The 26,696-nt window shown below is 43.6% G+C and carries 25 protein-coding genes; 24 read left to right on the top strand and 1 reads right to left on the bottom strand.

Annotation, left to right across the window (positions count from 1 at the left end; genetic code table 11):
- Positions 1–87: 87 nt before the first annotated feature.
- From QNH28_RS24145 to QNH28_RS24125, 5 genes are all read left to right on the top strand, one after another.
- Positions 88–993, top strand: a complete 906-nt coding sequence (locus tag QNH28_RS24145; RefSeq protein WP_283908867.1) for an ABC transporter permease — start codon at positions 88–90, stop codon at positions 991–993.
- A 34-nt stretch (positions 994–1,027) separates the two neighbouring features.
- Entirely contained in the window at positions 1,028–1,912 is an 885-nt protein-coding gene (locus QNH28_RS24140) for a carbohydrate ABC transporter permease (protein WP_283908866.1), read from the top strand.
- Positions 1,913–1,957: 45 nt separating this feature from the next.
- On the top strand, positions 1,958–3,691 hold the full coding sequence (locus tag QNH28_RS24135) for a sensor histidine kinase (RefSeq protein WP_283908865.1): 1,734 nt from the start codon (positions 1,958–1,960) through the stop codon (positions 3,689–3,691).
- A 13-nt stretch (positions 3,692–3,704) separates the two neighbouring features.
- Complete coding sequence (locus QNH28_RS24130; RefSeq protein WP_283908864.1) at positions 3,705–5,387, top strand: response regulator transcription factor; 1,683 nt, start codon at positions 3,705–3,707, stop codon at positions 5,385–5,387.
- A 92-nt stretch (positions 5,388–5,479) separates the two neighbouring features.
- Positions 5,480–6,754 carry a Gfo/Idh/MocA family protein gene (locus QNH28_RS24125; protein ID WP_283908863.1) on the top strand — a complete coding sequence of 425 codons (1,275 nt, stop codon included), beginning with the start codon at positions 5,480–5,482 and terminating at the stop codon, positions 6,752–6,754.
- Positions 6,755–6,982: 228 nt separating this feature from the next.
- On the opposite strand, the gene QNH28_RS24120 is transcribed toward QNH28_RS24125, so the two are convergent.
- Positions 6,983–7,168 carry a hypothetical protein gene (locus QNH28_RS24120; protein ID WP_042130754.1) on the bottom strand — a complete coding sequence of 62 codons (186 nt, stop codon included), beginning with the start codon at positions 7,166–7,168 and terminating at the stop codon, positions 6,983–6,985.
- A 523-nt stretch (positions 7,169–7,691) separates the two neighbouring features.
- Here QNH28_RS24120 and QNH28_RS24115 point away from each other — a divergent pair.
- The 19 genes from QNH28_RS24115 (at position 7,692) to QNH28_RS24025 (ending at position 26,654) form a co-directional block, all read left to right on the top strand.
- Positions 7,692–8,603 (top strand): dihydrodipicolinate synthase family protein, encoded by a 912-nt coding sequence (locus QNH28_RS24115; protein WP_283908862.1) that lies wholly within the window; start codon positions 7,692–7,694, stop codon positions 8,601–8,603.
- Positions 8,572–9,249 (top strand): SGNH/GDSL hydrolase family protein, encoded by a 678-nt coding sequence (locus QNH28_RS24110; protein ID WP_283908861.1) that lies wholly within the window; start codon positions 8,572–8,574, stop codon positions 9,247–9,249. The genes QNH28_RS24115 and QNH28_RS24110 overlap by 32 nt, the downstream gene beginning before the upstream one ends.
- A gap of 13 nt (positions 9,250–9,262) precedes the next feature.
- Positions 9,263–10,669, top strand: coding sequence for an ABC transporter substrate-binding protein (locus tag QNH28_RS24105; RefSeq protein ID WP_283908860.1), 1,407 nt, complete (start codon positions 9,263–9,265; stop codon positions 10,667–10,669).
- 147 nt (positions 10,670–10,816) lie between these two features.
- On the top strand, positions 10,817–11,629 hold the full coding sequence (locus QNH28_RS24100) for a carbohydrate ABC transporter permease (RefSeq protein ID WP_283908859.1): 813 nt from the start codon (positions 10,817–10,819) through the stop codon (positions 11,627–11,629).
- A 13-nt stretch (positions 11,630–11,642) separates the two neighbouring features.
- The gene (locus QNH28_RS24095) at positions 11,643–12,485 is read left to right on the top strand and encodes a carbohydrate ABC transporter permease (RefSeq protein WP_283908858.1); all 843 of its coding nucleotides are present in this window, start codon (positions 11,643–11,645) and stop codon (positions 12,483–12,485) included.
- Between the two features lie 24 nt (positions 12,486–12,509).
- The gene (locus QNH28_RS24090) at positions 12,510–13,211 is read left to right on the top strand and encodes an N-acetylmannosamine-6-phosphate 2-epimerase (RefSeq protein ID WP_283908857.1); all 702 of its coding nucleotides are present in this window, start codon (positions 12,510–12,512) and stop codon (positions 13,209–13,211) included.
- A 2-nt stretch (positions 13,212–13,213) separates the two neighbouring features.
- Complete coding sequence (locus QNH28_RS24085; protein WP_283908856.1) at positions 13,214–14,086, top strand: ROK family protein; 873 nt, start codon at positions 13,214–13,216, stop codon at positions 14,084–14,086.
- 23 nt (positions 14,087–14,109) lie between these two features.
- The gene (locus QNH28_RS24080) at positions 14,110–14,964 is read left to right on the top strand and encodes a MurR/RpiR family transcriptional regulator (protein WP_094872738.1); all 855 of its coding nucleotides are present in this window, start codon (positions 14,110–14,112) and stop codon (positions 14,962–14,964) included.
- 215 nt (positions 14,965–15,179) lie between these two features.
- Positions 15,180–15,653 (top strand): NanQ anomerase/TabA/YiaL family protein, encoded by a 474-nt coding sequence (locus QNH28_RS24075; protein ID WP_283908855.1) that lies wholly within the window; start codon positions 15,180–15,182, stop codon positions 15,651–15,653.
- Positions 15,654–15,666: 13 nt separating this feature from the next.
- Entirely contained in the window at positions 15,667–15,843 is a 177-nt protein-coding gene (locus QNH28_RS24070) for a hypothetical protein (protein WP_179086734.1), read from the top strand.
- 347 nt (positions 15,844–16,190) lie between these two features.
- A complete protein-coding gene (locus QNH28_RS24065; RefSeq protein ID WP_283908854.1) occupies positions 16,191–17,303 on the top strand; it encodes an amidohydrolase/deacetylase family metallohydrolase in 1,113 nt (370 codons plus the stop codon).
- Positions 17,269–18,372, top strand: a complete 1,104-nt coding sequence (locus tag QNH28_RS24060) for a DgaE family pyridoxal phosphate-dependent ammonia lyase (RefSeq protein ID WP_283912249.1) — start codon at positions 17,269–17,271, stop codon at positions 18,370–18,372. Before QNH28_RS24065 ends, QNH28_RS24060 begins: the two co-directional genes overlap by 35 nt.
- 1 nt (position 18,373) lies before the next feature.
- Complete coding sequence (gene dagF, locus QNH28_RS24055) at positions 18,374–19,129, top strand: 2-dehydro-3-deoxy-phosphogluconate aldolase (protein ID WP_283908853.1); 756 nt, start codon at positions 18,374–18,376, stop codon at positions 19,127–19,129.
- Positions 19,122–20,138 (top strand): sugar kinase, encoded by a 1,017-nt coding sequence (locus QNH28_RS24050; RefSeq protein ID WP_283908852.1) that lies wholly within the window; start codon positions 19,122–19,124, stop codon positions 20,136–20,138. Before dagF ends, QNH28_RS24050 begins: the two co-directional genes overlap by 8 nt.
- 8 nt (positions 20,139–20,146) lie before the next feature.
- On the top strand, positions 20,147–20,860 hold the full coding sequence (locus QNH28_RS24045; RefSeq protein ID WP_283908851.1) for a GntR family transcriptional regulator: 714 nt from the start codon (positions 20,147–20,149) through the stop codon (positions 20,858–20,860).
- Between the two features lie 247 nt (positions 20,861–21,107).
- On the top strand, positions 21,108–22,100 hold the full coding sequence (locus QNH28_RS24040; RefSeq protein ID WP_283908850.1) for an ABC transporter substrate-binding protein: 993 nt from the start codon (positions 21,108–21,110) through the stop codon (positions 22,098–22,100).
- Entirely contained in the window at positions 22,081–22,857 is a 777-nt protein-coding gene (locus QNH28_RS24035; RefSeq protein ID WP_283908849.1) for an ABC transporter ATP-binding protein, read from the top strand. Before QNH28_RS24040 ends, QNH28_RS24035 begins: the two co-directional genes overlap by 20 nt.
- The gene (locus QNH28_RS24030) at positions 22,851–23,612 is read left to right on the top strand and encodes an ABC transporter permease (protein WP_283908848.1); all 762 of its coding nucleotides are present in this window, start codon (positions 22,851–22,853) and stop codon (positions 23,610–23,612) included. Before QNH28_RS24035 ends, QNH28_RS24030 begins: the two co-directional genes overlap by 7 nt.
- Positions 23,613–24,077: 465 nt before the next feature.
- A complete protein-coding gene (locus tag QNH28_RS24025) occupies positions 24,078–26,654 on the top strand; it encodes an alpha-L-arabinofuranosidase C-terminal domain-containing protein (protein WP_283908847.1) in 2,577 nt (858 codons plus the stop codon).
- The last annotated feature ends 42 nt before the right edge of the window (positions 26,655–26,696 follow it).

Below are 26,696 nucleotides of genomic sequence, written 5' to 3'. Positions count from 1 at the left end.
GCAGGAGAATCGAGGGGTTGGACACAAACGACCTCTCTTTTCTTTAACCTAGTTCTTCATTTTTAGTTCTATAGCGAGGTGGATGGCATGAATGTATTAACGCGTATATGGAAAAGGGAGTGGCCGCTTCACTTGATGTTGGTTCCTGGGATCGTATTGGTCCTCATCTTCAGTTATATCCCGATGGCCGGCATTATGATGGCCTTTCAGAAATACGTACCGAATAAAGGATTGTTCGGCTCACCATTTATTGGTCTTAAAAACTTTCAGTTACTGATGGATTACCCCGATATCGGCCGGATATTCTTCAATACAGTATACATTGCGGTGATGAAAATTGTAGCAGGCATGGTCGTTCCGGTCACCATAGCGATACTGCTGAATGAGCTGCGGAAAGAATGGGTCAAACGGACCTTCCAGACGCTCGTGTACTTGCCGCATTTTCTATCATGGGTCTTGTTAAGCGGTATTCTAATCGATGTATTGTCTCCATCTTCCGGTATTCTCAATCAAGTGCTTGGCTTGTTTGGTATCAACCCTGTTTTTTTCCTGGGAGACAATAAATGGTTCCCTTATGTCATGGTCATATCGGATGTATGGAAAGAGTTCGGATTTGGTACGATTGTCTATCTGGCTGCGCTTACCGGTATTAATCCGTCACTGTACGAGGCAGCGGAGATCGACGGCGCAGGACGCTTTAAGCAGACGTTACATGTGACGCTGCCGGGGATGCTTCCTATTATCGTTCTCATGTTTACGCTTAGTATCGGGAATGTACTGAATGCCGGATTTGATCAAATCTTCAATCTATACAGTCCTCCGGTCTATGAGAGCGCGGATATTATCGATACCTTCGTATATCGTATGGGGATTGAGCAAGCACAGTTCGGTTTCGCTACGGCCGTAGGACTACTGAAATCCGTCATCTCTTTCGTATTCGTATCTATGTCCTATATCTTAGCCTATCGTGTAGCGAATTACCGCATTTTCTAATGCAATCAGCGGTAATTCAGAAGGGAGACACATCGTGCGTACTGACAGATCATTCGGAAGGAAATTGTTTTTGATATGTAATTTCATTTTTCTGGCATCCGTATCTTTGTTATGCCTCATGCCTATTATTCATATTTTGGCGCTGTCGTTCAGCTCCGGGCAGGCAGCATCCGCCGGAAAAGTCATCCTGTGGCCAGTTGAATTCACAACGGCTGCTTATGCTAACGTATTTGGAAAACCTGAATATTTACGCGCATTCTGGGTATCGATTCAGCGGGTCCTTATGGGAACGACAATCAGCATGTTCCTTACAATTATCACGGCCTATCCATTATCCAAAGATTCTCGCCAATTTCGGCTGCGGACCTACTATTCATGGTTCTTCGTATTCACGATTTTATTCAGTGGCGGGCTTATTCCAAACTATTTAACCGTGAAGAACCTTGGGATGCTTGATACCATCTGGGCTTTGGTGCTGCCAGGAGCGGTCACGGTGTTCAACGTTATTCTTCTGCTGAATTTCTATCGCAGTCTGCCCAAAGAACTTGAGGAATCTTCGCTACTCGATGGAGCGGGTCAATTTACTACCTTATGGAAAATATATGTGCCGCTATCGTTGCCGGCATTGGCAACGACAGGTCTTTTCACCATGGTGGGGCATTGGAATAGCTGGTTTGACGGTATGATTTACATGAATCATCCCGAGAATTATCCGCTGCAGACCTTCCTGCAGACGATCATTATCAAAATGGATTTCCGCTTTATTAAACCTGAGAGGGCAGAATTAATGCTCAAATTGTCCGATCGTACGAGCAGAGCCGCTCAAATTTTCGTAGCAGCATTTCCGATTCTAATCGTGTATCCGTTCTTGCAGCGGTTCTTCATTAAAGGAATTGTGATGGGGAGTGTCAAAGAATAAAATAGGGCACTCAAACTAAGACATTGCATTGCAGGAGAACAAACGATGAAAATCCGATTCTTGATTAAAGATTCCTCTATATTCCAGAAAATAATGGCTGCCTTTCTGGCAGCCTTGTTTCCGCTCATGGCGATTACCTGGTTGATTAATGAGAAGGGTTCGGACAATATTCGGAGTGAAATTTCCGAGTCTATTCTAAATACGACTCGCTTTTATCTGGATTCACTCGACAAGGAAGCAGACCGGATCAGCCGTTATTTGCCGAACTATGTGATGGACAAAGACTTGATGGAAATTGCAACTACAGGCAATTACATGAGTTATTACGATCGTGCGCAAAAAATATTAGATATCCAAAGACGGCTTGAATTGATGAAGAACTCAAGTCCATTTATTCAAGAAGCAAGGGCGTATATCCCTCTTATCGACCGAACGATTCTTAGCAATAAATTTGAAACTTCGATGAATAAGCAGGAATATGCTTCTATGCAGCAAAACAAGAGATTATACGAAGAACCTTTCATTTACTGGAACGATCGATTATTTATTTCCATGCAATACCCCATTAACACCGTTAAAAATCCGATTTATATCGTTGCGGTTGAATTATCGACTACCAAAATCAGAGAAACGTTATCTCAAATCGGCAGCTCGCGTGGTGGACAGAGCGTATTGCTCAATCTGGAACGTGGTTGGGAGATCGAGAGTAACATGGATCCGGAACTGCTGGAACAAATGAAATCCTTCGCTGCGGATAAGCGGGAATTGCAAAAAGACGAAGGATACGAAACGATTATGTATAATGGTAAGCGGTTTCTTACAGTATATAAATACTCCAGTCTCTGGAATTCCTATTCGATTATGTGCATTCCCGAAGAGACGATCTTGGGTTCTCTTGAGATCTATCGAACATTGTTCTGGTGGGCTTGCGCGCTAGCTGTGGGTATTGTCGTGTTCTTCTCCTACTTTCTATTACGATTTATCTATCGCCCATTAATGAAGCTTGTGCATTCCTTTCGGCGCGTTCAGCAGAATAGGCTGGAACCGATCGTGATCGATCGTGGAGCCGATGAGTTCGGGTATTTGTACCAAGCTTTTAATAATACGATCCGATCCTTGAAAACACTAATCGAGGAAAATTACGAGCAGCAAATCAGGAACCAGCGTTCCGAACTGAAACGATTGCAATCGCAAATTAATCCTCATTTTTTATATAATTGTTTTTTTGTATTGTGCCGGTTAATTAAATCCGAGAATCAGAAGGAAAAGGCTTATCAATTCTGCCTGTACATCGGACAATATTTTCAGTTCATTACTCGCGATGACGAGGATGATATTCCGCTGGGGCTGGAGGTCAATCATTCTCGTACGTATGTAGACATGCAAACCATATGTTACGGAGACCGTATTCAAGTCAAGTTCGAAGGTGATGTTCCCGATCTCTTCGTGCCGAGGCTGATTCTGCAGCCGATCATCGAAAATGCTTATAAGCATGCCTTGGGTAATATGATTCAGCAGGGTGAGCTATGGGTTCATTGTGAGCGGGTGGGCGATGTATTCTCCATCTATGTCGAAGATAATGGCCGAAGCATCTCCGATGCGGAGATCGCACAGCTTCAGAAGCGACTGCGTCAATCCACCACTCGGATGGAGGAAACAACCGGAATCATAAATGTGCATCGCAGAATACAGCTGCGGTACGGTGAGGAATATGGCATTACAGTGTCACGTTCTGCTCTTGGTGGACTTCAAGTAAGAATCAATCTGAGCGCGAACTAGAGGAGGAATCAGTATGTACCGACTGCTAATCGTCGATGACCTTCCCATTATTGTCGATGGTCTTCTGGAGCTATTCAATGAGACCGATCATTTACAACTCGAGGTTATGAAGGCGTATTCAGGTGAAGAAGCACTGGAGGTACTGTCTCATCATCGTATTGATATCGTGATTTCCGACATTAAGATGCCTGGACTGGAAGGGATTGAGCTGCTTCGGGAAATCAAATCCCAGTGGCCGGCCTGCAAAGTTATTTTCTTAACAGGATACAATGATTTTCATTATGCTAAGAGCGCAATTACGTACGGTGGGTTCGATTATATTCTGAAGGTCGAAAGTGATGAGAAAATTATTCAGTCCGTAGAACGGGCGATTGAGAAAATTGAAGAAGAAAATAACCAAGAACAGATGATCGCTAGAGCACAATCCAAAATGAGACTGGCATTGCCCTCCCTGCAAAAAGAGTATGTGTGGGAGCTCTTTCAAGGCAAGCATGTATCGGATAGCCAATTAAAGCAGGCGTTCAAAGAAATCGATATCCGGCTTGATGCGACATTGCCGGTTTACTTGCTCATAGGCAGGGTAGACGCATGGAAAGAAATGTTCACGACGCCGGATAAAGCGTTATTGACTTACGCCGTACAGAACATTTGCGATGAGTATTTGTCCATGCAGGTCAGATGCTATTCCGTTGTATTCGAGTTATCCAAAATCGTCTGGATGATTCAACCGAAAATCCCGGATGGATCGTCTATCGAATACGGGGATCAGGATTGGCTCAGAGCTCATCGTTATACGAGCGGTATTCTGGAGACTGTACAGGGAAATTGCAAGCAATTGCTGAGTCTATCGGTTTCTTTCCTCCTTGGAGGTGAAGCAACGACATGGGATAACATATCTGATCGGTTTCACTCGATCAAATACGGCCTGGTACAAGGACATGGATTATTTAATGAGGTCATATTGACCGATAAAGACATTCAAAGAGAAGTGAACGGTGATGTGAACGGGAACTACCACGATGCCTTCTATCACGCCCGTGTTCAATTGCTGATGTCTTGTCTCGAGAATAATCATCGGGAGCAATTCAACAAGCTGTATGCCGAACTAACGTCCATTTGGAATGATGAGGATTCGCCAAATGGGCGGAAGATCGAACTGTATCATTCGCTTTCAGCTATTTTTCTGTTCTATATCCATAAGAATCGGGAAATTCGGGATTACATCAATACGCTGATGGATCTGGATAAGTTATATCGCTATGGAGATTCCGCATCATGGTCGGAGCTGATTCAATACTTCTCGCAAATGGCGGATTGCTTCTTCGAGTGGAATGCGCTGCGGGGTACGCAATTACCGACAGAAGTCGTGAATAAGGTACATCGATATATTGAAGAACATATTTCCACTGATATTTCCTTAAATGCGCTGGCCGATTACGTGAGCTTGAATCCATCGTATTTGTCCCGACTTTATAAGCAAATCACTGGAATGGGGTTATCTAAATATGTGAACGACTATCGTAATCTGATCGCCAAAGATATGCTGCTCAACACATCGATGAAAGTGAATGAAATTGCTGCTGCTCTGGGGTACAACTCAGCGCTTGCCTTTATTCGCTTCTTCAAGAAGCAGAACGAAACAACTCCGCAAGATTTCCGTATGACAAGGACCCATATACAGAATCAAGGTCAATAAATGTATATGAAATGTCAGTAACGATCTCTTTTGCCTCCGTTTCTACCGCCTTACAATGGAAGTACACTAGGTGCGCAAGAGGAGGAGTAGTCTTGAGAACATTAACAGCTGTATTACTTGGCGCTGGCAGTCGAGGAAGATATATTTATGGGCCTTACGCGGAGAAGTTCCCGAATGAATTAAAGATTGTTGCCGTAGCTGAGCCGGATGATGAACGTAGAAATCGATTTGCAGAGATTCATAGAATTGCCCCAGAGCTTGTCTACGATTCTTGGGAGAAAGTATTCGATCAGGGTCAAATGGCGGACGTGATGATAATTGCTACGCTCGATCGGATGCATTATATACCAGCGATGAAAGCGATGGAGCTAGGCTATCATGTCATGCTAGAGAAGCCGATGTCTCCTTCCATGGAAGAATGCATCGAATTGGAGCAAGCTTCGCTTCGGTATAAGAGATTGCTCGTCGTAACCCATGTCCTGCGATATTCCCCGTTCTGGTCTGGGATCAAAAAATGCATCGAAGACGGTGAACTCGGAACGATAGGTACGATTCAATTAACCGAAAATGTGGGCTACCTGCATATGACACACAGTTATGTCCGTGGGAATTGGCGCAATTCGGAGGAGACGAGTCCCATGATCCTGGCCAAATCTTGCCATGATCTGGATCTCATCTCATGGCTTATGAATCAACCATGTACAAGCGTGAGCTCGTACGGATCATTACTGCATTTCAGGGCGGAGAACGCTCCGGAAGGCTCCGCGGATCGCTGTATCAACGGCTGTGAGGTTGAGAAGGAATGCGCCTTCTCGGCGCTGAAAATATATATTCAGCCCCCGGAACACCCTTGGGCACGCTATATGACGAATGATTTGTCGCAAGAGGGAATCTTGAAGGCGCTGAAGGAAGGACCGTGGGGTCGCTGCGTGTATCGCTGCGATAATAATGTCGTGGATCACCAGGTGGTCAACATGGAGTTCGAGAACGGAGCGAATGCATCGTTTATCATGTCAGGGCTGACACAGAGCGGCACGCGTCGGGTTCAAATTATGGGAACACAAGGCGAGATCATCGGGGATATGGACAAGGGATCCTTCACGCTGTACCGCTATGTATCGGGCGAGAAGGTTGAGATTGGCTGCAATGTGGAAGGCGATGGTCATGGAGGCGGCGATGACCGTATGGTAAGCTCATTCCTGCGGAATGTGCGTCAATTCGACAGCAATCCATCGCAAGGCTTGACCTCGGCGACGGCATCCCTGCAGAGTCATTTGATCGCATTCGCGTCGGAACATTCGAGATTGAACGCAGGTCAGGCGGTCAAGCTTTCGGACTTGCAGAAGAAAGGAGAAATGTCTGTATAAGATAAAATGATACTAGGAAGCCTCTTTCGAAGTGATGGGATGCCGTCATGGAGAGGGAGGTTTTTTGGTATGTATTTGATTCAAGAAATCGAGTCAATATGGAAAAGGTTTTTCGTTACATAATTTCAAGGCATAATAAAAAGACCGCTCTACTGGAATGACTTCCGGATCTGCGGCCTTAGGACAAGATTCTATTATAGGGTCAATCTGTATCTAAAGGTGGTGAGATTAATGGAATTTAACAGTCTTGATACGAGCTTCTTCTTCATAGGTGAGTGGTTTTGGGGATCTTGGAGTGTGCAAATGACGTTGCACGGAATATTCCATTTTTTGATAATCCTCATTCCCTGAATTCATCGTTGGATTCCAATTTTCCGTTACCCAATTTTTAAGTTCCTTAAGACCTGCTAGCATTTCCTCCAGCCTCCTTTGGCGAAGAAACAATGTATTTTATATTGTTTTGGTTACGTTTTCATTATAACATAGAAATTAGTTTTTTAAAGATATGTCCACCCTGAAAACACAGTTTATTAGTGAACATTGTGTGTTAATTAGGGTTTGTGCTTCCTAAGGAGAAAAGTGTCTCCTTGTAGGAGACAATCATATTAGATTTAAAACGATAATCTACTGCCCTTAAGAACCGTAAAGGATTTTCAGTAATTACCAACCAGACGGATGACTTTAAGGCTGTAGATAGTGTTTCTCTGATCATAACTAGAACTGCATATATCGTACGATATTCTATTTTTAAATGGAAAATAAGGTCTTATTTTATGGGCGTTCACTTAAATGAAACTATTTTTCTAGTATGATTGTTCTTCTGGTGGAAATAAATTTTATTTTTAAAAAAATAGAGAAAATAATTTACAGAATCTAATTTAAGTGATATCTTGAAGATGTAGAAAAGAAACCGTTCACATCTTAAGGGGGATTATCAATGACACTCAACAAGTTCCACGGAATTATACCTGCCTTCTATGCTTGCTATGACGATCAAGGAAATATTTCCGAATCCCGGACACATGCCTTATGTGATTACTTATTTGAAAAAGGAGTTCAAGGTGTTTATGTGGGAGGTAGTTCTGGAGAATGTATCTACCAGAGTCTGGACGAACGCAAAGCGGTACTCAGCTATGTAGCTAGTAACCTGAAAGGTAAAATGACACTGATTGCTCATGTAGGAGCCCCTTCCACTAGAGATAGTATCGAATTAGCAAAACATGCGGCGAGCTTAGGATATGATGCACTATCCGCAATCCCACCTATATATTTCAAATTACCTGATAGTGCAGTAACTAAATACTGGAGCGATATTATGGAGGCAACTCCTCTACCGTTCATTATCTACAACATTCCTCAGACTACGGGATATACACTAACTCCAGCTTTATTCGAGAAACTGCTTACTAATAAAAAAGTTATCGGCGTTAAGAATTCTTCTATGCCACCTATGGATATTGAACGCTTCAAAAGAGTGGGTGGAAAAGATGTAGTGGTCTTTAATGGACCGGATGAACAGTATGTTGCGGGAAGAATCATGGGAGCCGATGCTGGCATTGGTGGTACTTATGCAGTTATGCCGGAGCTGTTCTTGCAAGCTAATACATTTGTACTTGCCAGCAAGTTTGAGGAAGCAGGACAACTTCAAAGTGATATCAACGATATCATCATCGCGCTTTGTTCCCTCAAGGGTTCTATGTATGCGGAAATTAAAGAGGTTCTGAGATTAAGAGGCGTAAACATTGGTAGTGTAAGAGCACCGCTTGAAGGGGTAGCCGCTGAAGATGCTGGTCCAATCGCAGATATTATGAAATTGATTGATCAAGCGATCGAAAAATATTGTGGTTAATGCAATGAAGAGAACCATCGTATGCTTTGGTGATTCCAATACTTGGGGCTACGACGCAGAGACGGACCAAAGGTTTAATGATGAAATACGTTGGACCGGACTTCTACAATCAGAACTGTGCAACACTTACCGGGTCATAGAGGAAGGGCTTCCTGGTAGAACCAGTGTTAGTGACGATCCGCTATTTGAAGGGTTAGCCGGAATAGCTTATCTCTATCCATGCCTAATGTCACATGCACCACTTGATTTGGTAGTGATCATGCTTGGGACGAATGATACGAAAGAAAGATTTGCACTAACTTCTTATAACATAGCACAAGGTATTGTTAGACTCGCTCTTAAAGCTAGAGGTAGCGGGACAGGACCATCGGGAAAAGCGCCAGAAGTGCTTGTGATCGCTCCTCCTCCCATTGGGGCAGAGTATATTCATACTCCGATTGGTAAGCCAATGGGAAGTAATTGTAGCGAGAAATCATTGGAGCTCTCTCAGCATCTTGCGGCGTTGCTTTCGGGGACAGATATCCACTTTATTGATTCCAGAGAATATGTATCGATGAATGAAATAGATTACATGCATCTTGATATACAAGGACATCGGAACATGGCTGATTTAGTACAAGATCACGTCAAACGGATTTTAAAATAGGGGAGGATTTAAAATGAAGAAGAAACGTTTACTCTCAACAATGATTGCATTAATGGTAATTATTTCACTGATTTCAGGATGCTCTGGTAACAACGCAGCAAGCTCTAATACATCCGATAATACTGCTAAATCAGGCAAGGAAAAAGTGGCGATTAAAGTATGGCTGACCCCTCAGTGGAAGGGTGTTGTGGATGCAACGGAAAGCGGTGCTGACTATGATAGCTTCCTTAAGGCTGCTGCTGAGAAATTCAAGGCACAATATGATAAATATGATGCTGACATTCAGGTCGAAGTTATTGCCGGAGATCAGCGCGACCAACTCCTCAATGTTAACTTGAGCGGAGGAACTCCACCGAATGTCTTCTTTGAAAGCGTATTCCCAATGGGCGATTATGTTCATCGTGGAGCTTTGGAGCCTTTGACCGACATCATCGATGAGGACGCAAAAAGTGATATCGCACAAAATTACTGGGATGCAGTAACATTCGGAAAAGATGTGTACTTCTACCCATTCCAGCACAATCCAGGCACTTTGGTCTACAACGCAGACATGTTTAAAGCGGCTGGTTTAGAAAAATTCATTGGTGGAGAGTCCGAAATTAAGACTTGGAACTTGGATGAATATCAACAAATTCTGGATGGTCTGAAAAATAATCTTCCGAAGGACAAATATTCTAATGCCTATCCAATGGCACTGTATGCTGTGAATAACCAAGGAGATACATGGAACCTTGCATACTTAAGAATGTTCGGCAATAAGTTCTTCGATGATCAAGGGAACATTGTTCTGAATGATGCGAATGGAGTTAAAGCAGCTACATGGTTGAAAAAATTATATGACGGTGGATATACAAATCCAGGTGCAGAATCTGTATCTTCCAATGATGCCAATGCTATGTTCCAGAATCAGCAGCTAGCGATCAGTTTCACCAATCCAATCTTGTTCAATGGAACAAAAGCAAATATGGAATCCGGCACGTCTCCAAAGTTTGATATGCGTCTTGCTAATATTCCGTCCGAAAGCGGAGATCCCCTATCCTTTACTTATGTAGTAGGTGCTAGTGTATTCAAGTCTAAAGATGCGAAGAAGACTGAAGTCGCTAAAGATTTCGTGAAGTTCTTTTCAAGTGATCCTGAATTAGTGAAATCCTCTAAGAACGGTATTCCTGTGAGAAGCTCCGTGGCCGAACAACTGAAGTCGGAGAATCCTCTCTTTGCTGCTTATGATGCCAACTCAAAATATCTGTTTAACTTCACGGGCAACGTGCCAGGATATAGCCAATTAAGAGAAGTTTTGTACCCTGATCTACAGGCGCTTTACATGGGAGCTAAGACACCAGAACAGTTTGTACAAGATTATCAGACCAATGGTAATAAAGTGATTGATACGAATAAAGCTAACTCTGTTATTTTCCAATAATCTAAGAACAGGTAAACAATAAACGATTAACAGCCCTTAAGTCTGAAGAGGCTCCGAGGGCTGTTAATTAGAAAGGTAAACGATATGAAACTACGTAGTAATTACCTAAAAGAGAATATTACAGGTTATCTGTTTATTTTACCTCAGATGATAGTATTCTTAGCCTTTCTTGTCTATCCGATCTTAGAAGGGATGCGCCTGAGTTTATACCAAATTAATTATGATAGTGAGAAGTTTGTGGGTCTGGCTAATTACACCACATTGTTTAATGATCCGGTATTCTTCAAGGCCATCTTCAATACGATTATATTCGTAGTCTTTATCGTCCTTCTTACAGTGGGCTTTGCATTATTTGTAGCCTCGGCTGTATTTGATAAGAACGCTAAGTACGTTTCCTTTATAAGAGGGAGCTATTATATCCCGGTCATGGTATCCATGGTTGTAATGAGTATGGTGTGGAGTTTCCTGCTGAATCCTGCTAACGGACTTATTTCTTTTATATATAAAGATATGGGTCTTGGGACGATCAATCTTCTAGGAAATCCAAAGACAGTTTTGCCAGTGGTGATCTTTGTGACCTTCGCGACTAACGTGGGCCAAGCCATTATTCTGTATATTGCTTCGATGATTGGTGTATCTAAAGAGCTTTTTGAAGCAGCAGAAATCGACGGTGCAAGCAGATGGCAAGTAATTTCGAAGATCCTCATTCCTTCTGTAGGACCAACAACGACCTATATTACGATTATCAATATTATTGCTGTTCTAAAAATATTTGTAGTCATCCAGTTATTAACCGGCGGCGGACCGAACAACTCATCGGTAACCTTGATGTACTACCTCTATAATAATGCCTTTAAGTACAACCAACTCGGCGTAGCTTCTGCGGTAGGCGTTATCATGTTCGTGATTACATTGTTATTATCTGTGCCTCAGCTACGAAGCATGATTAAGGTGAAGTGAGGGGGAATACAACATGTCGAAAATAAGAAATAAGAAGAAGAGAGAGAAGTTTGATGTGATATCGAATGTGATCATTGTCCTCTTCGCGCTCCTTAATCTTTTTCCATTGTATTGGTTATTCACTAGTTCGCTTAAGAACAGTTCAGATGTTGTGAAGATGCCTCCAGACTGGTGGCCTAAATCGATCACATTTTCCAACTATGTGGATGTGTTTCAGAACCAACCGGCTTTGAGATGGACGTTTAATAGTATTTATGTCTCAGGCGTATCTACGATTATCGTTATTGTTGTAGGCGCTATGGCTGCCTATGCATTCTCGAAGATCAATTTTAAAGGGAAAGATATCATCTTCATTATTTTCATATCGAGCTTGATGATTCCTAAAGAAATTATGATCGTACCTTTATTCCGGATTACACAGCAATTTGGAATGGTGAATTCGTATAACGGTATGATTTGGCCGAACGTCGCGGGTGCATTTGGAGTGTTCCTATTAAAAGGATTCTTCGATTTAACCCCTAACGCTTTAAGAGAAGCTGGGAGAATAGATGGTGCAAACGAATGGAGAATCTTCACTCGCATCATGGTACCTATTATTAAACCTGGTATTGGAGCCTTATTTATTCTGAATTTCGTGCAAGTCTGGAATGATTATTTGTGGCAGCTGGTTATAGGCCAAGAGAACAAAATGAAAACATTAATGGTTGGTACTGCGACCTTAATGCAGGATTTGAATCCTAATTTCGCATATAAAATGGCCGGAGCCACCATCGCTGCAATTCCGATGTTGCTAGTGTTCATGTTATTCCAACGGTTCTTCACCAATGGAATTACAGCAGGAGCAGTTAAAGAATAAATAAAGATGTGGAGTGGGTTACTGATGAATACTGAAAATAATGTACTTAAAAAGATAAAACATAAACTAGTCGTCTCCAGTCAAGCCTTACCCGAAGAACCGCTGCATAGTCCGTTTATAATGGGAAGAATGGCTTATGCAGCATACTTGGGCGGTGCTTCAGGCATTCGGGCAAATAGCGTAGCGGATATTCAAGAAATTAAGAAAACAGTGGATCTACCTATCATTGGGATCATCAAAAGGGTATATGAAGGTTCTGAAGTGTTCATTACACCAACCCTGAAGGAAGTAGAGGAGCTTTACCGCGAAGGGGTAGATATCATTGCTATGGACGCGACGGACCGGACTCGTCCGGATGGATCAACCATCTCAGAACTATTTCCTCACATAAGGGAGACCTATAAAGATCAACTGTTTATGGCAGATTGCTCTACATTTGAAGAAGCTGCTAAAGCCGTCGAGCTGGGGTTTGATCTTGTGGGAACTACCTTAAGCGGATATACAGAATACACCAAAGAGCGGTCACTTCCAGATTTCGAGCTAGTCAGACAAATCGTAAGCAACTTCTCTGTGCCTGTGATAGCTGAAGGCGGTGTTTCCACTCCTGAAGAACTGAAGACAATGTTCGATCTAGGTGTTTATTCAGCAGTAGTCGGCTCAGCGATTACAAGACCAATGGAGATTACCAAAAGGTTTGTAGACGCTATTGCCGGAGAGGGTAGATAAGAATGAGAATTCTCGCTGTAGATATTGGCGGTACCAATACCAAGATGTGTATATGCGATAAGCTTGGGAATGTTCATAACTTTAAGGAGTATGCAACGGAGAGCCACTTGGGAGGGCCGCATGTAATCTCAAGATTGCTTGATAAGATTGCAGAAAATGATGATTTTGATGCGATTGCTATAAGTACGGCCGGTCAAGTCAATGCTGAAGAAGGAATTATAGTCTATGCTAACGAAAATATACCTAGATATACAGGGATGAAGATTAAGGAAATTGTAACTAATCATTTTCATAAACCTGTTATGGTAGAGAACGATGTGAATTCAGCAGCATTAGGCGAGGCTTATTATGGTGCTGCCCAGAACTTTAACACTTTCTTATGCTTGACGTTTGGCACGGGCATTGGTGGTGCCATTGTAATGAACCGCCAAATCTATAAAGGTGCAGATGGGGTGGCGGCCGAATTTGGTCATATCCTGACACATCCATTGTCAGATGCGGTGGAGGGACTGCCTTTTTATGAAAAGTATGCTTCAACCACTGCTTTAGTGAAGATGGCTCAGCTGGCAGATCCCGAATGTGTAGATGGAAAAGTCCTATTTGAGAAAATACACAATGGGGACGAAGCTCTGAAACAGATCTTGGATTCATGGGTAACTGAGGTGTCTGTGGGTTTAGCTTCAATTATTCATATTTTTAATCCATCCGCTATAATTATTGGGGGTGGCGTTATGGAGCAAGAAGATTTAGTTCAAAGGGTAGAAGAACGGACGAAGTCTTTAATTATGGAGAGTTTTGCGGGTGTAAGAATTGTTAAGGCCTCACTTGGGAATAAGGCAGGCTTGCTAGGCGCTTCCTCTTTATTCACACATTAAATCATTGTAAAGGAGGGGCTTATTTGCGAACAATCAGTATTTTTTCTTCTATTCATTCCAAGTACAACAATTTGACGAATACGGAGAAGAAGGTAGCGGACTACGTCCTGGAGAACACGAGAAGTGTTGTCTATATGTCGATTACTGATCTTGCAGATGCGTGCGATGTAGGTGAATCAAGTATTTTTCGATTTTGCAAATCTTTAAGTTATAAAGGGTATCAAGAATTCAAGATTGCACTCGCTCATAGTATCACTGTGGAGAATGAGATCCCGCAGCTTACGGATCAAATTCTAATGGACGACACTACTGAAGCCGTGGCTTCCAAAGTGCTGACCACAAATGTAAGTGCACTGAACGAGACCTATAATTTAATTGATATACAGAAGATCAATGAAGCCATTGATTATATGATTAACGCGGAACGTGTATCATTCTTCGGCGTGGGCTCTTCTCTAATCACGGCGATGGAAGCCAAAATTAAATTTATGCGCATTACGAACAAAACGGAATGTTTGATGGATTCACATCTTCAGATGATGTCTGCAGCGCTGATGTCTAACCGAGATGTCGCTGTAATCATTTCTTATTCCGGCTCAACTAAAGATAGTATCGAAGTTGCAAGAAAGGCGAAGGAACGAGGCGCTAAGGTGGTGTCTATTACGAGATTTGAAAAGTCACCTTTAACGTCGTATTCGGATCTTACCTTGCTATGTGGTGCTAATGAGGGTCCTCTGCAGGGCGGTTCATTATCTGCTAAGATCTCACAGCTCTATCTGCTGGATATTTTATATGTAGAATATTTCAAGAGGACTAGTGAGCAGTCCATTATTAATAAAGAAACAACAGCTGCGGCAGTTAGTGAGAAGCTCCTATAAGTGCGAGTTCAAAAAGTATGGTTTTCAGCACCGAGAAGATTGGATGAAGGTAGAAACTGAGGAGCGGGGCGTAGTGGAAGCTACGTGAGCACCGGAAGTTTCGCCTGAATTCAATATTCGATGTCGAGTAAGCTTCTTGGGCTACTTCATGATCAAAAGCGGACTTTTTGAACAACCTCTGTAAGATAATTGAGATGTGAGGAGAATGAGACAATATGATCTTAGGTTCATTGTCATCTTGGGAAGAGCATAGCAGATATGAGAATTCAGTCATTGCAGAGGCTATTGAGGAATTAAAAGTCATCTTACAGCACGAACCTGATCTCGGGCGAATCGAGATTCGCGGTAACGAGATATACGTTTCGGTTATGGCGCTTGAGGCGAAGTCGCTAGAGGAACAGGTTGCTGAAAAGCATGAGGCTTATATTGATGTGCATTATCTGATTGAAGGTGAAGAAACGATCGGTTGGTCCCCTCTGCAAGAAGGGATCGAGGCTACTAAGCCTTACGATGCCGAAGCAGATTATGCGCTCTATCCTCCGTCATCCGATGAAATTTTGTTAACTTTGAAGCCGGGGATGTTCGCTGTCTTTTTCCCGCATGATGTACACAGACCTGGTATGGGTCAACCGGGCATGAAGATTAAGAAGGCTGTTATTAAGATACATGTAGGGTTATTAAGTTCATAGATTTTGTACAAGAGTGACAGACACATTCGATATTCTGAACGGTAAAAGTCAAGAAAGCAGCGATTCTCCTTTTTATTGGAGGATCGCTGCTTTGCGTTTCGGTCATTTGCAGCTTGCTTCTGTAGATTATGGGCAGGTAAAAGCCAAATCGACTTCTAGCACTACTGAAGAAGTGAAACGGAAGCTCTGATAGATAATTAGGGAAAATCTCCGTAAAATTCTGCGATTTTTGCTTATTTGACTAATAATTAGGGAAAATCTCCCTCTAATTCAACTGATTCGTTGGTGAATATAGATATTACCACGATTTTTAGGGAGGAATTCCCTAATTCTATTCATTAAAAGCAATTATCGGCTATAATCAGGGGGATTTTCCCTAATTACTCTCTACAAAGAATCCGTCCGATAATCAGGTTTCACTAATTTTGTGACAACCACGTCTAATTTTACGTACAAACATTATAACGTTATATTTACTTAACGCGCTATTCGTGTTATTTTAAACATTATAATGTTATATGGAAAAAGGTGAGAACAATGGATGAAAGATACGTGCTCCGTCAGGTGAAACGAGTAAGCGGAGAAGAGATCGACATTGTAATCGAAAATGGCAAGATCGCAGAGATCACCCCGGCAGGTGAGGCGCATGGGGGGCGGGAGTGGGAAGGTTCAGGCGCGTACGTATCCAGTGGCTGGATCGATATGCATGTGCATGCCTTTCGCGAATTTGATCCATATGGTGACGAGATCGATGAGATCGGTGTCCGGCAAGGGGTGACCACCCTAGTCGATGCTGGTAGCTGCGGGGCGGATCGGATAGGTGATCTGGCCCGGGATGCGTCTCAGGCTAAGACGAATGTGCTGGCTTTCTTAAATATCTCGCGGATCGGACTGCTAAGAATTGACGAATTATCCAACTTGGAATGGATTGATAAGGAGAAGATCCTGCAATCCGTACGAACCTACGGGGAGATAATCGTGGGATTAAAGGCTAGGATCAGCAAGAGCGTTGTTGGCGCGAGCGGGATTGAGCCGCTGCATATTGCACGAAGCCTTTCAATGGAGACGGGGCTGCCGTTAATGGTACATATCGGTTCAGCACCGCCAGATATCGAAGAGGTTATGCCTCTTTTGCAGCGTAAGGATATCGTGACTCATTATCTCAACGGAAAAGAGAATAATTTGTTCGCTGCGGATGGCCAGCCGCTTCAGGTACTGACTGAGGCTATTGAACGGGGAGTTCATCTGGATGTGGGACATGGAACAGCAAGCTTCTCTTTTAAGGTAGCTGAGGCTGCTAAACGTAATGGTATTGGACTGAATACGATTAGCACAGATATCTATCGAGTGAACCGAATGAAGGGACCTGTCTTTAGCATGTCTAATGTACTTTCCAAGTTTCTATGTTTGGGCTATGCTCTGGATGAGATTATGGCAGCGATTACTTACAATGCGGCAGAATGGCTGGGCAGGCCGGAGCTAGGCCGAATTCAGGTGGGTGATTCTGCTAACCTGACCCTGTTCACCGTGCAACATGAACCTACTGTGTTGATTGATTCTGAAGGGGAAGAAAGAGTGACGGATAAAGTAATTCATGCAAAAGGAGTGGTTCTGGGTGGGGAATTCATTAAATGCGAAATACGGGCTTAAACGCGTTATTAATGCAAGCGGTAGAATGAGCATTCTGGGGGTGTCGGCTCCGTCTGATACAGTGATGGAGGCGATGAAGCAAGGTGGACAGAGTTATGTAGAAATAGCAGATTTAGTCGATAAAGCCGGGGACTACACGGCACGAATTCTCGGTGCTGAAGCAGCGCTTATCGTTAACTCAGCCTCCAGCGGTATTGCATTGTCCGTTGCGGCGCTAGTGACCCAAGGCAATCGGCGCCGCAGTGAACGTTTGCACCAAGAAGCCATTCCACGCAATGAAATCATCATTCTGAAGGGGCATAATGTACAGTACGGAGCTCCTGTAGAAACGATGGTCTATCTAGGCGGTGGGAAGCTAATTGAGGTCGGTTATGCGAATGAAGGCCGGGCCGAGCATATAGAGGATGCCATTTGTGAGCAGACGGCTGCCATTCTATACGTGAAGTCCCACCATGCGGTGCAGAAGAATATGTTATCCGTCGAAGAAGCATGGGAGATCGCAAAACGTAGGGGCATTCCACTAATCGTAGATGCCGCAGCGGAAGAAGACCTCTGTAAATATGTGAAATACTCTGACCTGGCAATTTATAGTGGTTCTAAAGCTATTGAAGGGCCTACATCCGGTATTATCGCCGGCAAACGTAATTATGTGGAATGGGTTAAGGTCCAATTGTATGGAATAGGACGCAGTATGAAGGTTGGTAAAGAAACTTCCTTTGGTCTGCTGCAAGCACTAGAGGAATACATGGTCAAGGAAGAGAAGAGTGACACCGAGAAAGCGTCTTTGCAGGGATTGATGGTGTTGAATGAACTTCCGGGAATTCGTATAACCATTGTGCAGGACGAGGCGGGCCGTGCCATCTATCGCGGCCGGGTTCAGGTTGATCCACAACAGACCGGAATTACGGCGAAGGAATTGGTAGAGGGGTTGCAGAAGGGCGAGATTGCGATCTACACCCGCGATTATGGAGTGAAGCAAGGATATTTCGATATTGATCCACGACCGCTTCTTGGGGATGATCTGCTCGTGATCGTAGACAGCATTCATAAATTGATAGGGGGACAATAAGATGACAACAATATCACAACGTTTTTATAAGGGCCGTACCGCATTAAATGTACTCGCTAAAGATATCGCTAATGCTAAAGAGATTTATGCCGCTGCGGAAGGTTATGTACTGGTCGGTGTGCTCTCTAAGGACTATAAGACGGTAGAAGAAGCCGTAACCGCCATGAAGCAATATGGTCAAGAAATAGAAGACGCTGTATCGATTGGTTTAGGTGCAGGGGATAATCGCCAAGCGGTAATTGTGGCTGAGATTGCTAAGCATTATCCGGGTAGTCATATTAACCAGGCGTTCCCTGTTGTCGGAGCTACACGCGCTAATCTGGGTGGGAAAGACAGCTGGATCAACAGCATGGTCGCTCCTTCTGGTCGCGCGGGTTATGTGAATATTTCAACAGGACTCTTCAGCGCTGCGGAGAGTGAAGCAGCGATTGTACCTGTAGCATCAGCAATTGCGCTTGTTCGGGATATGGGTGGTAATGCACTGAAGTACTTCCCCATGCAGGGATTAAGCCGTGAAGAGGAATACCGTTCTGTAGCGAAGGCCTGTGCTGAGGCAGGGTTTGCACTCGAACCAACTGGTGGAATTGATATGGACAATTTCGAGGCTATTCTGGAGATTGCTCTTGAAGCAGGGGTGCCACAAGTGATTCCGCATGTCTACTCATCCATTATCGACCAAGAATCGGGACAGACAAAGGTTCAGGATGTGCGTGATTTGCTTGGAATTATGAAGCGGCTGACCGATAAATATGCCTAAACGAATCGGGGCATTCGGAGAAGTAATGATGCGTCTGCAGGTGCCGGGAGTTCAGCTGCTATCACAGGGAAACACCTTGAATTATTCATTCTCAGGCACCGGGGTTAATGTCAGCTCTGCACTGGCACGCTTCGGGCATGAAGGTGCTTTGATTTCACGATTGCCGAATACTTCTTTGGGAGAGGCGGCCGCGGCGTATTTGCGAAAGCTGGGGATTTCTTCTAGGCTCGTTATACGAGGAGGAGAATATCTAGGCTTGTATTTCTTGGAGAACGGATTCGGTGCACGTCCAAGCAAGGTAACTTACAGCAATCGTCTGGAGAGTAGCTTCAATACGGCTCCTGAGGAAACTTATAATTATGAAGAGATTGCGCGAAGCCTGGATGTGATCCATTTCTGCGGCATTACGCTGGCTATGAACGATAGTGTACGTCATCATATGAAATCCTTGGCTAGAGCTGTCAAGCAGCAGGGTGGGACTGTGATCTTTGATTGCAACTATCGTCCGTCCTTGTGGGGACCGGAAGGCTATTCACAAGCGAAGCCGCATTACGAGGAGATGCTGCAGCTGGCCGATATCGTAATGATGAATGAGAAGGATGCAATTTTTATCTTGGGGATCAGCACTGAACAAGCTGAACGTGAAGAGCAGCTGATCGAACTTATTCCAGCAGTTGCGAGGCAGTTCGATATCTCAGTGATCGCCGGCACCCATCGCAGTATTCATGGCGACAACACACATTCACTGCGGGGGTTTCTTTATAAGAATCAGAGCTTCTTCTTTTCGGATACGCTGAGATTTCTCGTCTATGATAGAATAGGGGCTGGAGATGCCTTTACGAGCGGAATCGTGCATGGCGAGCTAACAGGATTTACACCTGAGCAGACAGTACGGTTTGCCGCTGCCGCTAGTATGCTAGCCCATACTGTCGAGGGTGATACTCCCATGGCTTTAGAAGCGGATGTACTTCGAGCTATGACTCTATCCGTAGGCGATGTAGAAAGGTAGTGAACCTCTTGAGTTTGTCCCGAAAAGATAAGCCCTTATATATGCAAATCGCAAATATTATTAAGGATCGGATTCTACACGGAGTCTATCCTATTGGATTGAATATTCCTTCTGAACCTCAGCTAGAGCAGGAATTCAATGTCAGCAAGATCACTGTGCGCGGTGCCATTCAGGAGCTCGTCCAAGAAGGATTTCTGGAGAAGGGAAGCGGCAAGGGGACGAAGGTGATCCGTAATACCTCATCATCTAAGCTGTCCAAGTGGAAAAAGTTCACGGAAATTCTAGTGGATGAAGGGCACCAAATTCGGAAGCAATGGCTGAAGGCGGAGCGAGTATATAATGAAGTCGAAAGTGAAGCCTATCGTTTATTCGGCGAACGTTGTATACGCTTGGAACGTATATATAGTCTGGGTGATATTCCATACGTTCATTACACGCATTATTTAGTAAATGGTGTGGATGATTTGGATCTACTAGACTTAAATGCCCAGTCCTTGTATGAACTGCTTGAAGAGCGGAGCGTTTCCTTAGAGAAACTGCGTGATGAATTTTCCGTTGCCGTTCCTCCGCCTGATGTAGAGGAGACATTGCTCCTTGATAAGAAGCGTCCCTTGCTGAAGCGAACTCGTTATTCATATGATGAGCTGGGCAAGGTAACTGAGTATAGTGTAGGCTTTTACAATACAGAGCTGCAGAATTATGTAGTGAACTATGAGGTGTAGTTAGCGAAAATCCGGAGCAATTTGCAGGGGAGATTCCTTGCAGGATGGTTCGGATTTTTTGCATCTTAAGTATGTGATAAATATAACTATTTAAATTTATGAATATACAAGATGTGATGACTGATGTAAAATTACAATACCTGAAGCGTCATGGAACAGCTTAAGGGCTTTTTGCATGCTCTTTTGCAGATTGCAAAGAATAGGGGCATGTCCACTATAGAAAGATTAATGGAGGTAGGAGAGTTTTATGAAGAAAAAAGCATTAAAAAGAATGTTGATGTTGTCGATGATGGTCGTTGTCATCGCTGTACTTGCAGTAGGTTGCGGTTCAAAGAATAACACGAATACAGCATCGACAGAGGGTAACGCAGCAGAGGTCTCAAAAGAAGCTGTTACATTGTCGCTTGGCTTACTGCCTTCGATTGATGCGATTCCTTTTGTAATTGCTCATGAGCAAGGTTTTGATAAGAAACATGGAGTGAACCTAGATATTCAAACGTTCAAGAGTGCAAAAGACCGTGATGTCGCTTTTCAAGCAGGTAAGTTAGAGGGGATCAGTGCTGATTTGGTTGCGATTTCTATCTACAATGAAGCCGGGCTGGATGTGAAGATCACTAGCACAACTTTTGGTGAATTCGATTTATTGACTGGGAATGATGCCATCCAAGATGTGAAGGATCTGAAAGGCAAAACCGTGATTTTGTCCAAAAACACTTCCACACAATATACTGTGGCGATGATGCTGAAACAAGCGGGTTTAACGGAAGATGATATTACGGTAACTGAGGTTCCGCAAATCCCTACCCGTTTAGAATTGCTTAAGAACAATAAGGCGGATGCAGCTATTTTGCCTGAACCATTTGTAACTATGGGTAAAGCTTCAGGCTTGCGCGTGCTTAGCTCCACGCATACAGCGGGCGTGAATCCATTTGTATTGGCTTTCCCACAAACGGCTATTGATGCTAAGGCAGATGCGATTCGCAATATGTATGCTGCTTATGACGAGGCTGTAGCGTATATGAAATCTCATGATCAATCTGAATATATCGATCTTGTGATCAAGGAAGTTGGTTATCCAGAAACGTTGAAAGATGAGATCAAGGTGCCTGATTATGTCCCTGCCAATCAAGTGGATGTGAAAGAAGTAGAAGCCGCATTTGCCTGGGCTCGGGAAAAAGGTTTGCTTAGCAAAAATATCTCGGCTGAAGATGTGATTTCTGATGTCCAATTCAAGAAATAAAGGACTCGTCATTAAGGACCTTAAAGTAGAGTATAAGACAGGTCAACTGGCCTTAGGACAGATGGATCTATCTTTGCCGGAGCATGGGATTTACACGATCATCGGACCCTCTGGCAGCGGGAAATCTACTTTATTACGGGCGATTGCGGGCTTGCTGCCAAGCTATATGGGGCAAATTTTTTTTAATGAAAAATCCGTGCATGATAAAGAAACTCTGATCGGTCTGGTGCCGCAAAACTATGGCCTTCTCCCATGGAAGACTGTACATGATAATATTCAGATTGCGATGAAGATCTCGCATAATGCGAGCTATTCCAAGCAAGAACGGGAGAACCAGATTAAACAGTGGCTGTCATCGATGGGAATCTCTGATTTAGCTGACCGTTATCCTCTATCTCTCAGTGGGGGACAGCAACAAAGAGTGGCAATCGCCAGAGCATTCGCTATTTTGCCTACCATTTTACTGCTGGACGAGCCTTTCTCCGCACTGGATGCGATTACTAGGGAAACGCTGCAGGTTCTCTTTTTAGAGAACTGGCTGGCTCACCCGACGACTACATTATTTGTGACTCATGATGTGGAAGAAGCGATTCTGCTGGGACAAAAGATTATCGTCATGCCGTCCAACAAAGAAGCTGCACCTGAAATGATTGATAATCATTTGGTGTTTCATATGAAGCATGAAGATAAGCGGGACAGTGTAGATTTCTTCGAACAGACTAAGCGAATCAGAAAGGTAATGCAGGAGATATGGTAAACAACAAACGTCGACTTCATCATCTAATAAGGCTTTTATTGGTATTTGTCTGTATGAATGTAGTCTGGTATATTGCCTATTTGCTTATGAATCATTCGATTTTACCTAGTCCATTCGCTGTATATAACGCTATGTTTCACTTAGGTGGGCAGGAGATTGCTTTAAACGTGGGGTATAGCTTGTTCAGAATTTTTGCCGGGGTAGTGCTGGCGTTAATCATTGGACTGCTCATTGGTCTTCTGATGGGACGTTCGATGACTTGGAATAAACTGCTGGACCCTGTGGTCTACTTGACCTATCCTGTTCCCAAAATCGCCCTGCTTCCCGTTGTGATGCTATTCTTCGGACTTGGTGAAACGTCTAAAATCTTAATGATCATGCTGATTCTCTTGTTCCAGATTATCATTTCCGTTAGGGATGGAGTGAAGGCTATTCCTGAGAATACCTATGATGTCTTAACTAGTATAGGGGCAAGTACAGTGCAGAAATTCTGGCATGTGACACTGCCGGGTGCGCTGTCGGTCATTCTGAGTACGATTCGTATTTCACTGGGAACGGCGATATCTGTACTCTTTTTCACGGAGATTTATGGAACTGAGCATGGCATGGGCTTCTTCATCATGGATGCTTGGTTAAGACTGGATTATCCGGAGATGTATGCGGGAATTATGTTGTTTAGCTTGGTGGGGTTTGTCCTCTTCTTACTTGTTGATTTCCTTGATTATAAGTTTATGAAGTGGCGCAATTTAACTTAGTTAGAGATGTAACTATAGCTTTCCTTTGTCCATTTGGGCAAGGGAAGGCTTTTTTTATGTGTTTTTTTGGAAAAAACTTAATTAATTTTATTTTCATTATTATTTAAATGGAAAAATAAAACAGTGAAATAAATAGGATTGAAATTGAAAAAAGAACTTAATTTTAGCTATAAACCCCCATTTATTTTAAATAAATATAAAGGTGGTGAGCTGGAAAGAGGAAATTTGTTTTAAAAAAACTAATAAATCTCGATATTTTCTCTAAATATATTGGGGATTATGTTCATAAAAGTATAAAAAGGTTTAGTTTAATTTATTTACAACCAGATTTTAGTATGGTATTTTATCATTGGAAACGGATTCATTTAGGTTTTATCTTATTATTTTAAGTTATTACGAATGGAAGGTGTTGATTAACTTCATAAGAATGCGAAAACGCTAATAAAGAGCTGGGGGTAAATATCTTTGAATAAGTATGGACGAAAGCTATGGCTTACGGTGTTAATGTTCGTAATTGTAGTAGGCGGTCTGACGTATTATTGGGCTTCTAAAGGAGAAGATCAATCGTCAATGTCTCAGCAATCTACCGCCAAAGCAACGGATGAAGCAGGGAAGGCAATTGCTCCGCAGGCGTCAGCAGCGACTACTATAAGCAGTGGACTCGCATATAAGTTGACCGTGGATACAGCCAATCCGGGAGCTAACATTAGCCCGATGCTGTATGGAGCCTTTTTCGAAGAGATCAATCATGCTGGCGATGGAGGACTATATGCAGAGTTGATCTCTAATCGTTCCTTTGAGGATAGCTCGGTCACCTTGTTCAATTGGTGGATTGAAGAGAAGGAGGGCAGTAAAGGGAAGCTTTCACTGAGCAATACGAACCTATTGAACAATGCTCAGACGCAGGCAATGGCCCTAACAGTAACGTCGGCAGTCGAAGGGGGCTCGGTGTCCGCTGTGAATAACGGGTATTGGGGGATTGCGCTGACGAAGGATGCAAGCTACAAGTTATCCTTCTATGCGCGGCCAGAGCCAGGGGACCAAATGCCACTGCGTATAACGTTAGAAAGCCCGGATGGCAAGGAGCTGTATGCAGAACAGACCGCTGATAAGTTAAAAGAAGGATGGAACCAGTATACATACACACTTACTTCTACAGGTACTGTAGCTAATGCGCGAATTGTAATCTCTGCTGCAAAGGTAGGTACTGTTTATCTAGATATGGTGTCCATGTTCCCAGAGACGTGGAACAATCGTGAGAATGGACTTCGTATAGATTTGGCTGAGAAGGTCGCTGCAATGAAACCGGCATTCGTTCGTTTTCCGGGTGGATGTTTTGTAGAAGGGAAAACGCCAACAGATGCTTATCAATGGAAGAATACCATTGGAACGATTGAAACGCGTCCCGGTCATAAGGGGTATTGGGATTATCGCTCCACAGATGGACTTGGCTTCCATGAATATCTGCAATGGGCTGAAGATCTGAAAGCGGAACCACTATATGTAGCTTATATCGGGATTTCACATAACGGAGACCCTATAGCCAAGCAGAATACCGTACCGGTCAGTGAAATACAGCCATGGATACAAGATGCGCTGGACGCCATTGAATATGCCAACGGGCCGGTGACTAGTAAATGGGGGGCACAAAGAGCCGCCAATGGGCATCCTGAGCCTTTTAATATGAAGTATATAGAGATCGGAAACGAAAACAATTTTCAGATGAGTGAATATATTAAGCGCTACGGTCTATTTTACAAGGCAATTAAAGAGAAGTATCCAGACATTCATCTCATCGCCAATGCGGCGGTTGAAGGAGATCCCATTGAAATGGTTGATGAGCATTATTATGAGACCTCCGAATGGTTCCTGAGCAACTCGAACAGATACGATACTTATGACCGCAGTGGCCCTGAGATTTATGTTGGTGAGTATGCGGTGACCAAAGGAGCCGGAGAAGGCAATTTGAACGCGGCAATCGGCGAGGCAGCTTTTATGATGGGGATGGAGCGGAATTCCGATATCGTGAAAATGTCCTCCTATGCGCCATTGTTTGTGAATACGAAGGATCGTACGTGGAACCCGGACGCTATTGTGTTTGATTCCTCGACTAGCTACGGAACACCTTCCTATCATGTGCAACAGATGTTCGGAAGCAATAAGGGGGATGTAGTTCTTCCGACTTCACTAGTAGCTCTTGGTCAAGAAGATACCTCCAACAAGCAATCCATTCAAGGTGGAATTGGTTTGGGGACTTGGGCAACTCAGGTAGAGTACAGCGATGTACGTGTGTCTAAAGGGGAGGATGTTCTTTTTGAGGACCATTTCAAGAAGGATTCCGGTGCCTGGACCCTAAAAAATGGGGACTGGGAACAATCCAAGGGTACTTTTAAGCAGACTTCAAACGATACTGATATTCGCGCAGTTGCCGGCGAGGATTCTTGGAGTGATTATACACTTTCTCTCAAGGCGAAAAAGACTGGCGGAGCGGAAGGCATGCTCATTATGTTCGGCTCTAAAGATGAAGGCAACTTCTATTGGTGGAATCTTGGGGGTTGGGGAAATACGCAGAGCGCAATTGAAAAATCGGTAGGCGGAACAAGAGCAGTCATCGGAAGAACGGTTCCTGTAAGTATTGAGACTGGTAAATTGTATAATATCCGCATTGAACTATCCGGTGCTAATATCCGGCTTTATCTCGATGACAAGCTTATACAAGAAGTGAACGATGAAAGTCCAGCAGGGCCTCTATTCCAAACGGCGAGCCGTGATCTTGCCACGGGTGAGTTGATCGTTAAAGTCGTCAATGCTGGTGACACTGCTCAGCGCACGGATGTTTCTTTTGCTGGACTTGCTACAACTAGCTTGGAAGGAACGGCTACCGTTCTTCAGTCGGACGATCTGAATGACGAGAATAGCTTCACCGAACCTGACAAGGTAGCGCCTGTAACTCAAAAAGTAAGTGTAGAAAAAGGTAGCTTGGAGTTTGAATTCCCGAAATATTCCGTGACCGTGTTAAGACTAAAGGAAGGGGGGAACTAGTCGGCCACGGAGGGAGTTTACTCCTTCACTATAAGTAAGCAT

The sequence above is a fragment of the Paenibacillus sp. G2S3 genome, assembly GCF_030123105.1.
Taxonomy (GTDB): domain Bacteria; phylum Bacillota; class Bacilli; order Paenibacillales; family Paenibacillaceae; genus Paenibacillus_AQ.
This window is presented reverse-complemented; position numbering and strand designations above follow the sequence as displayed.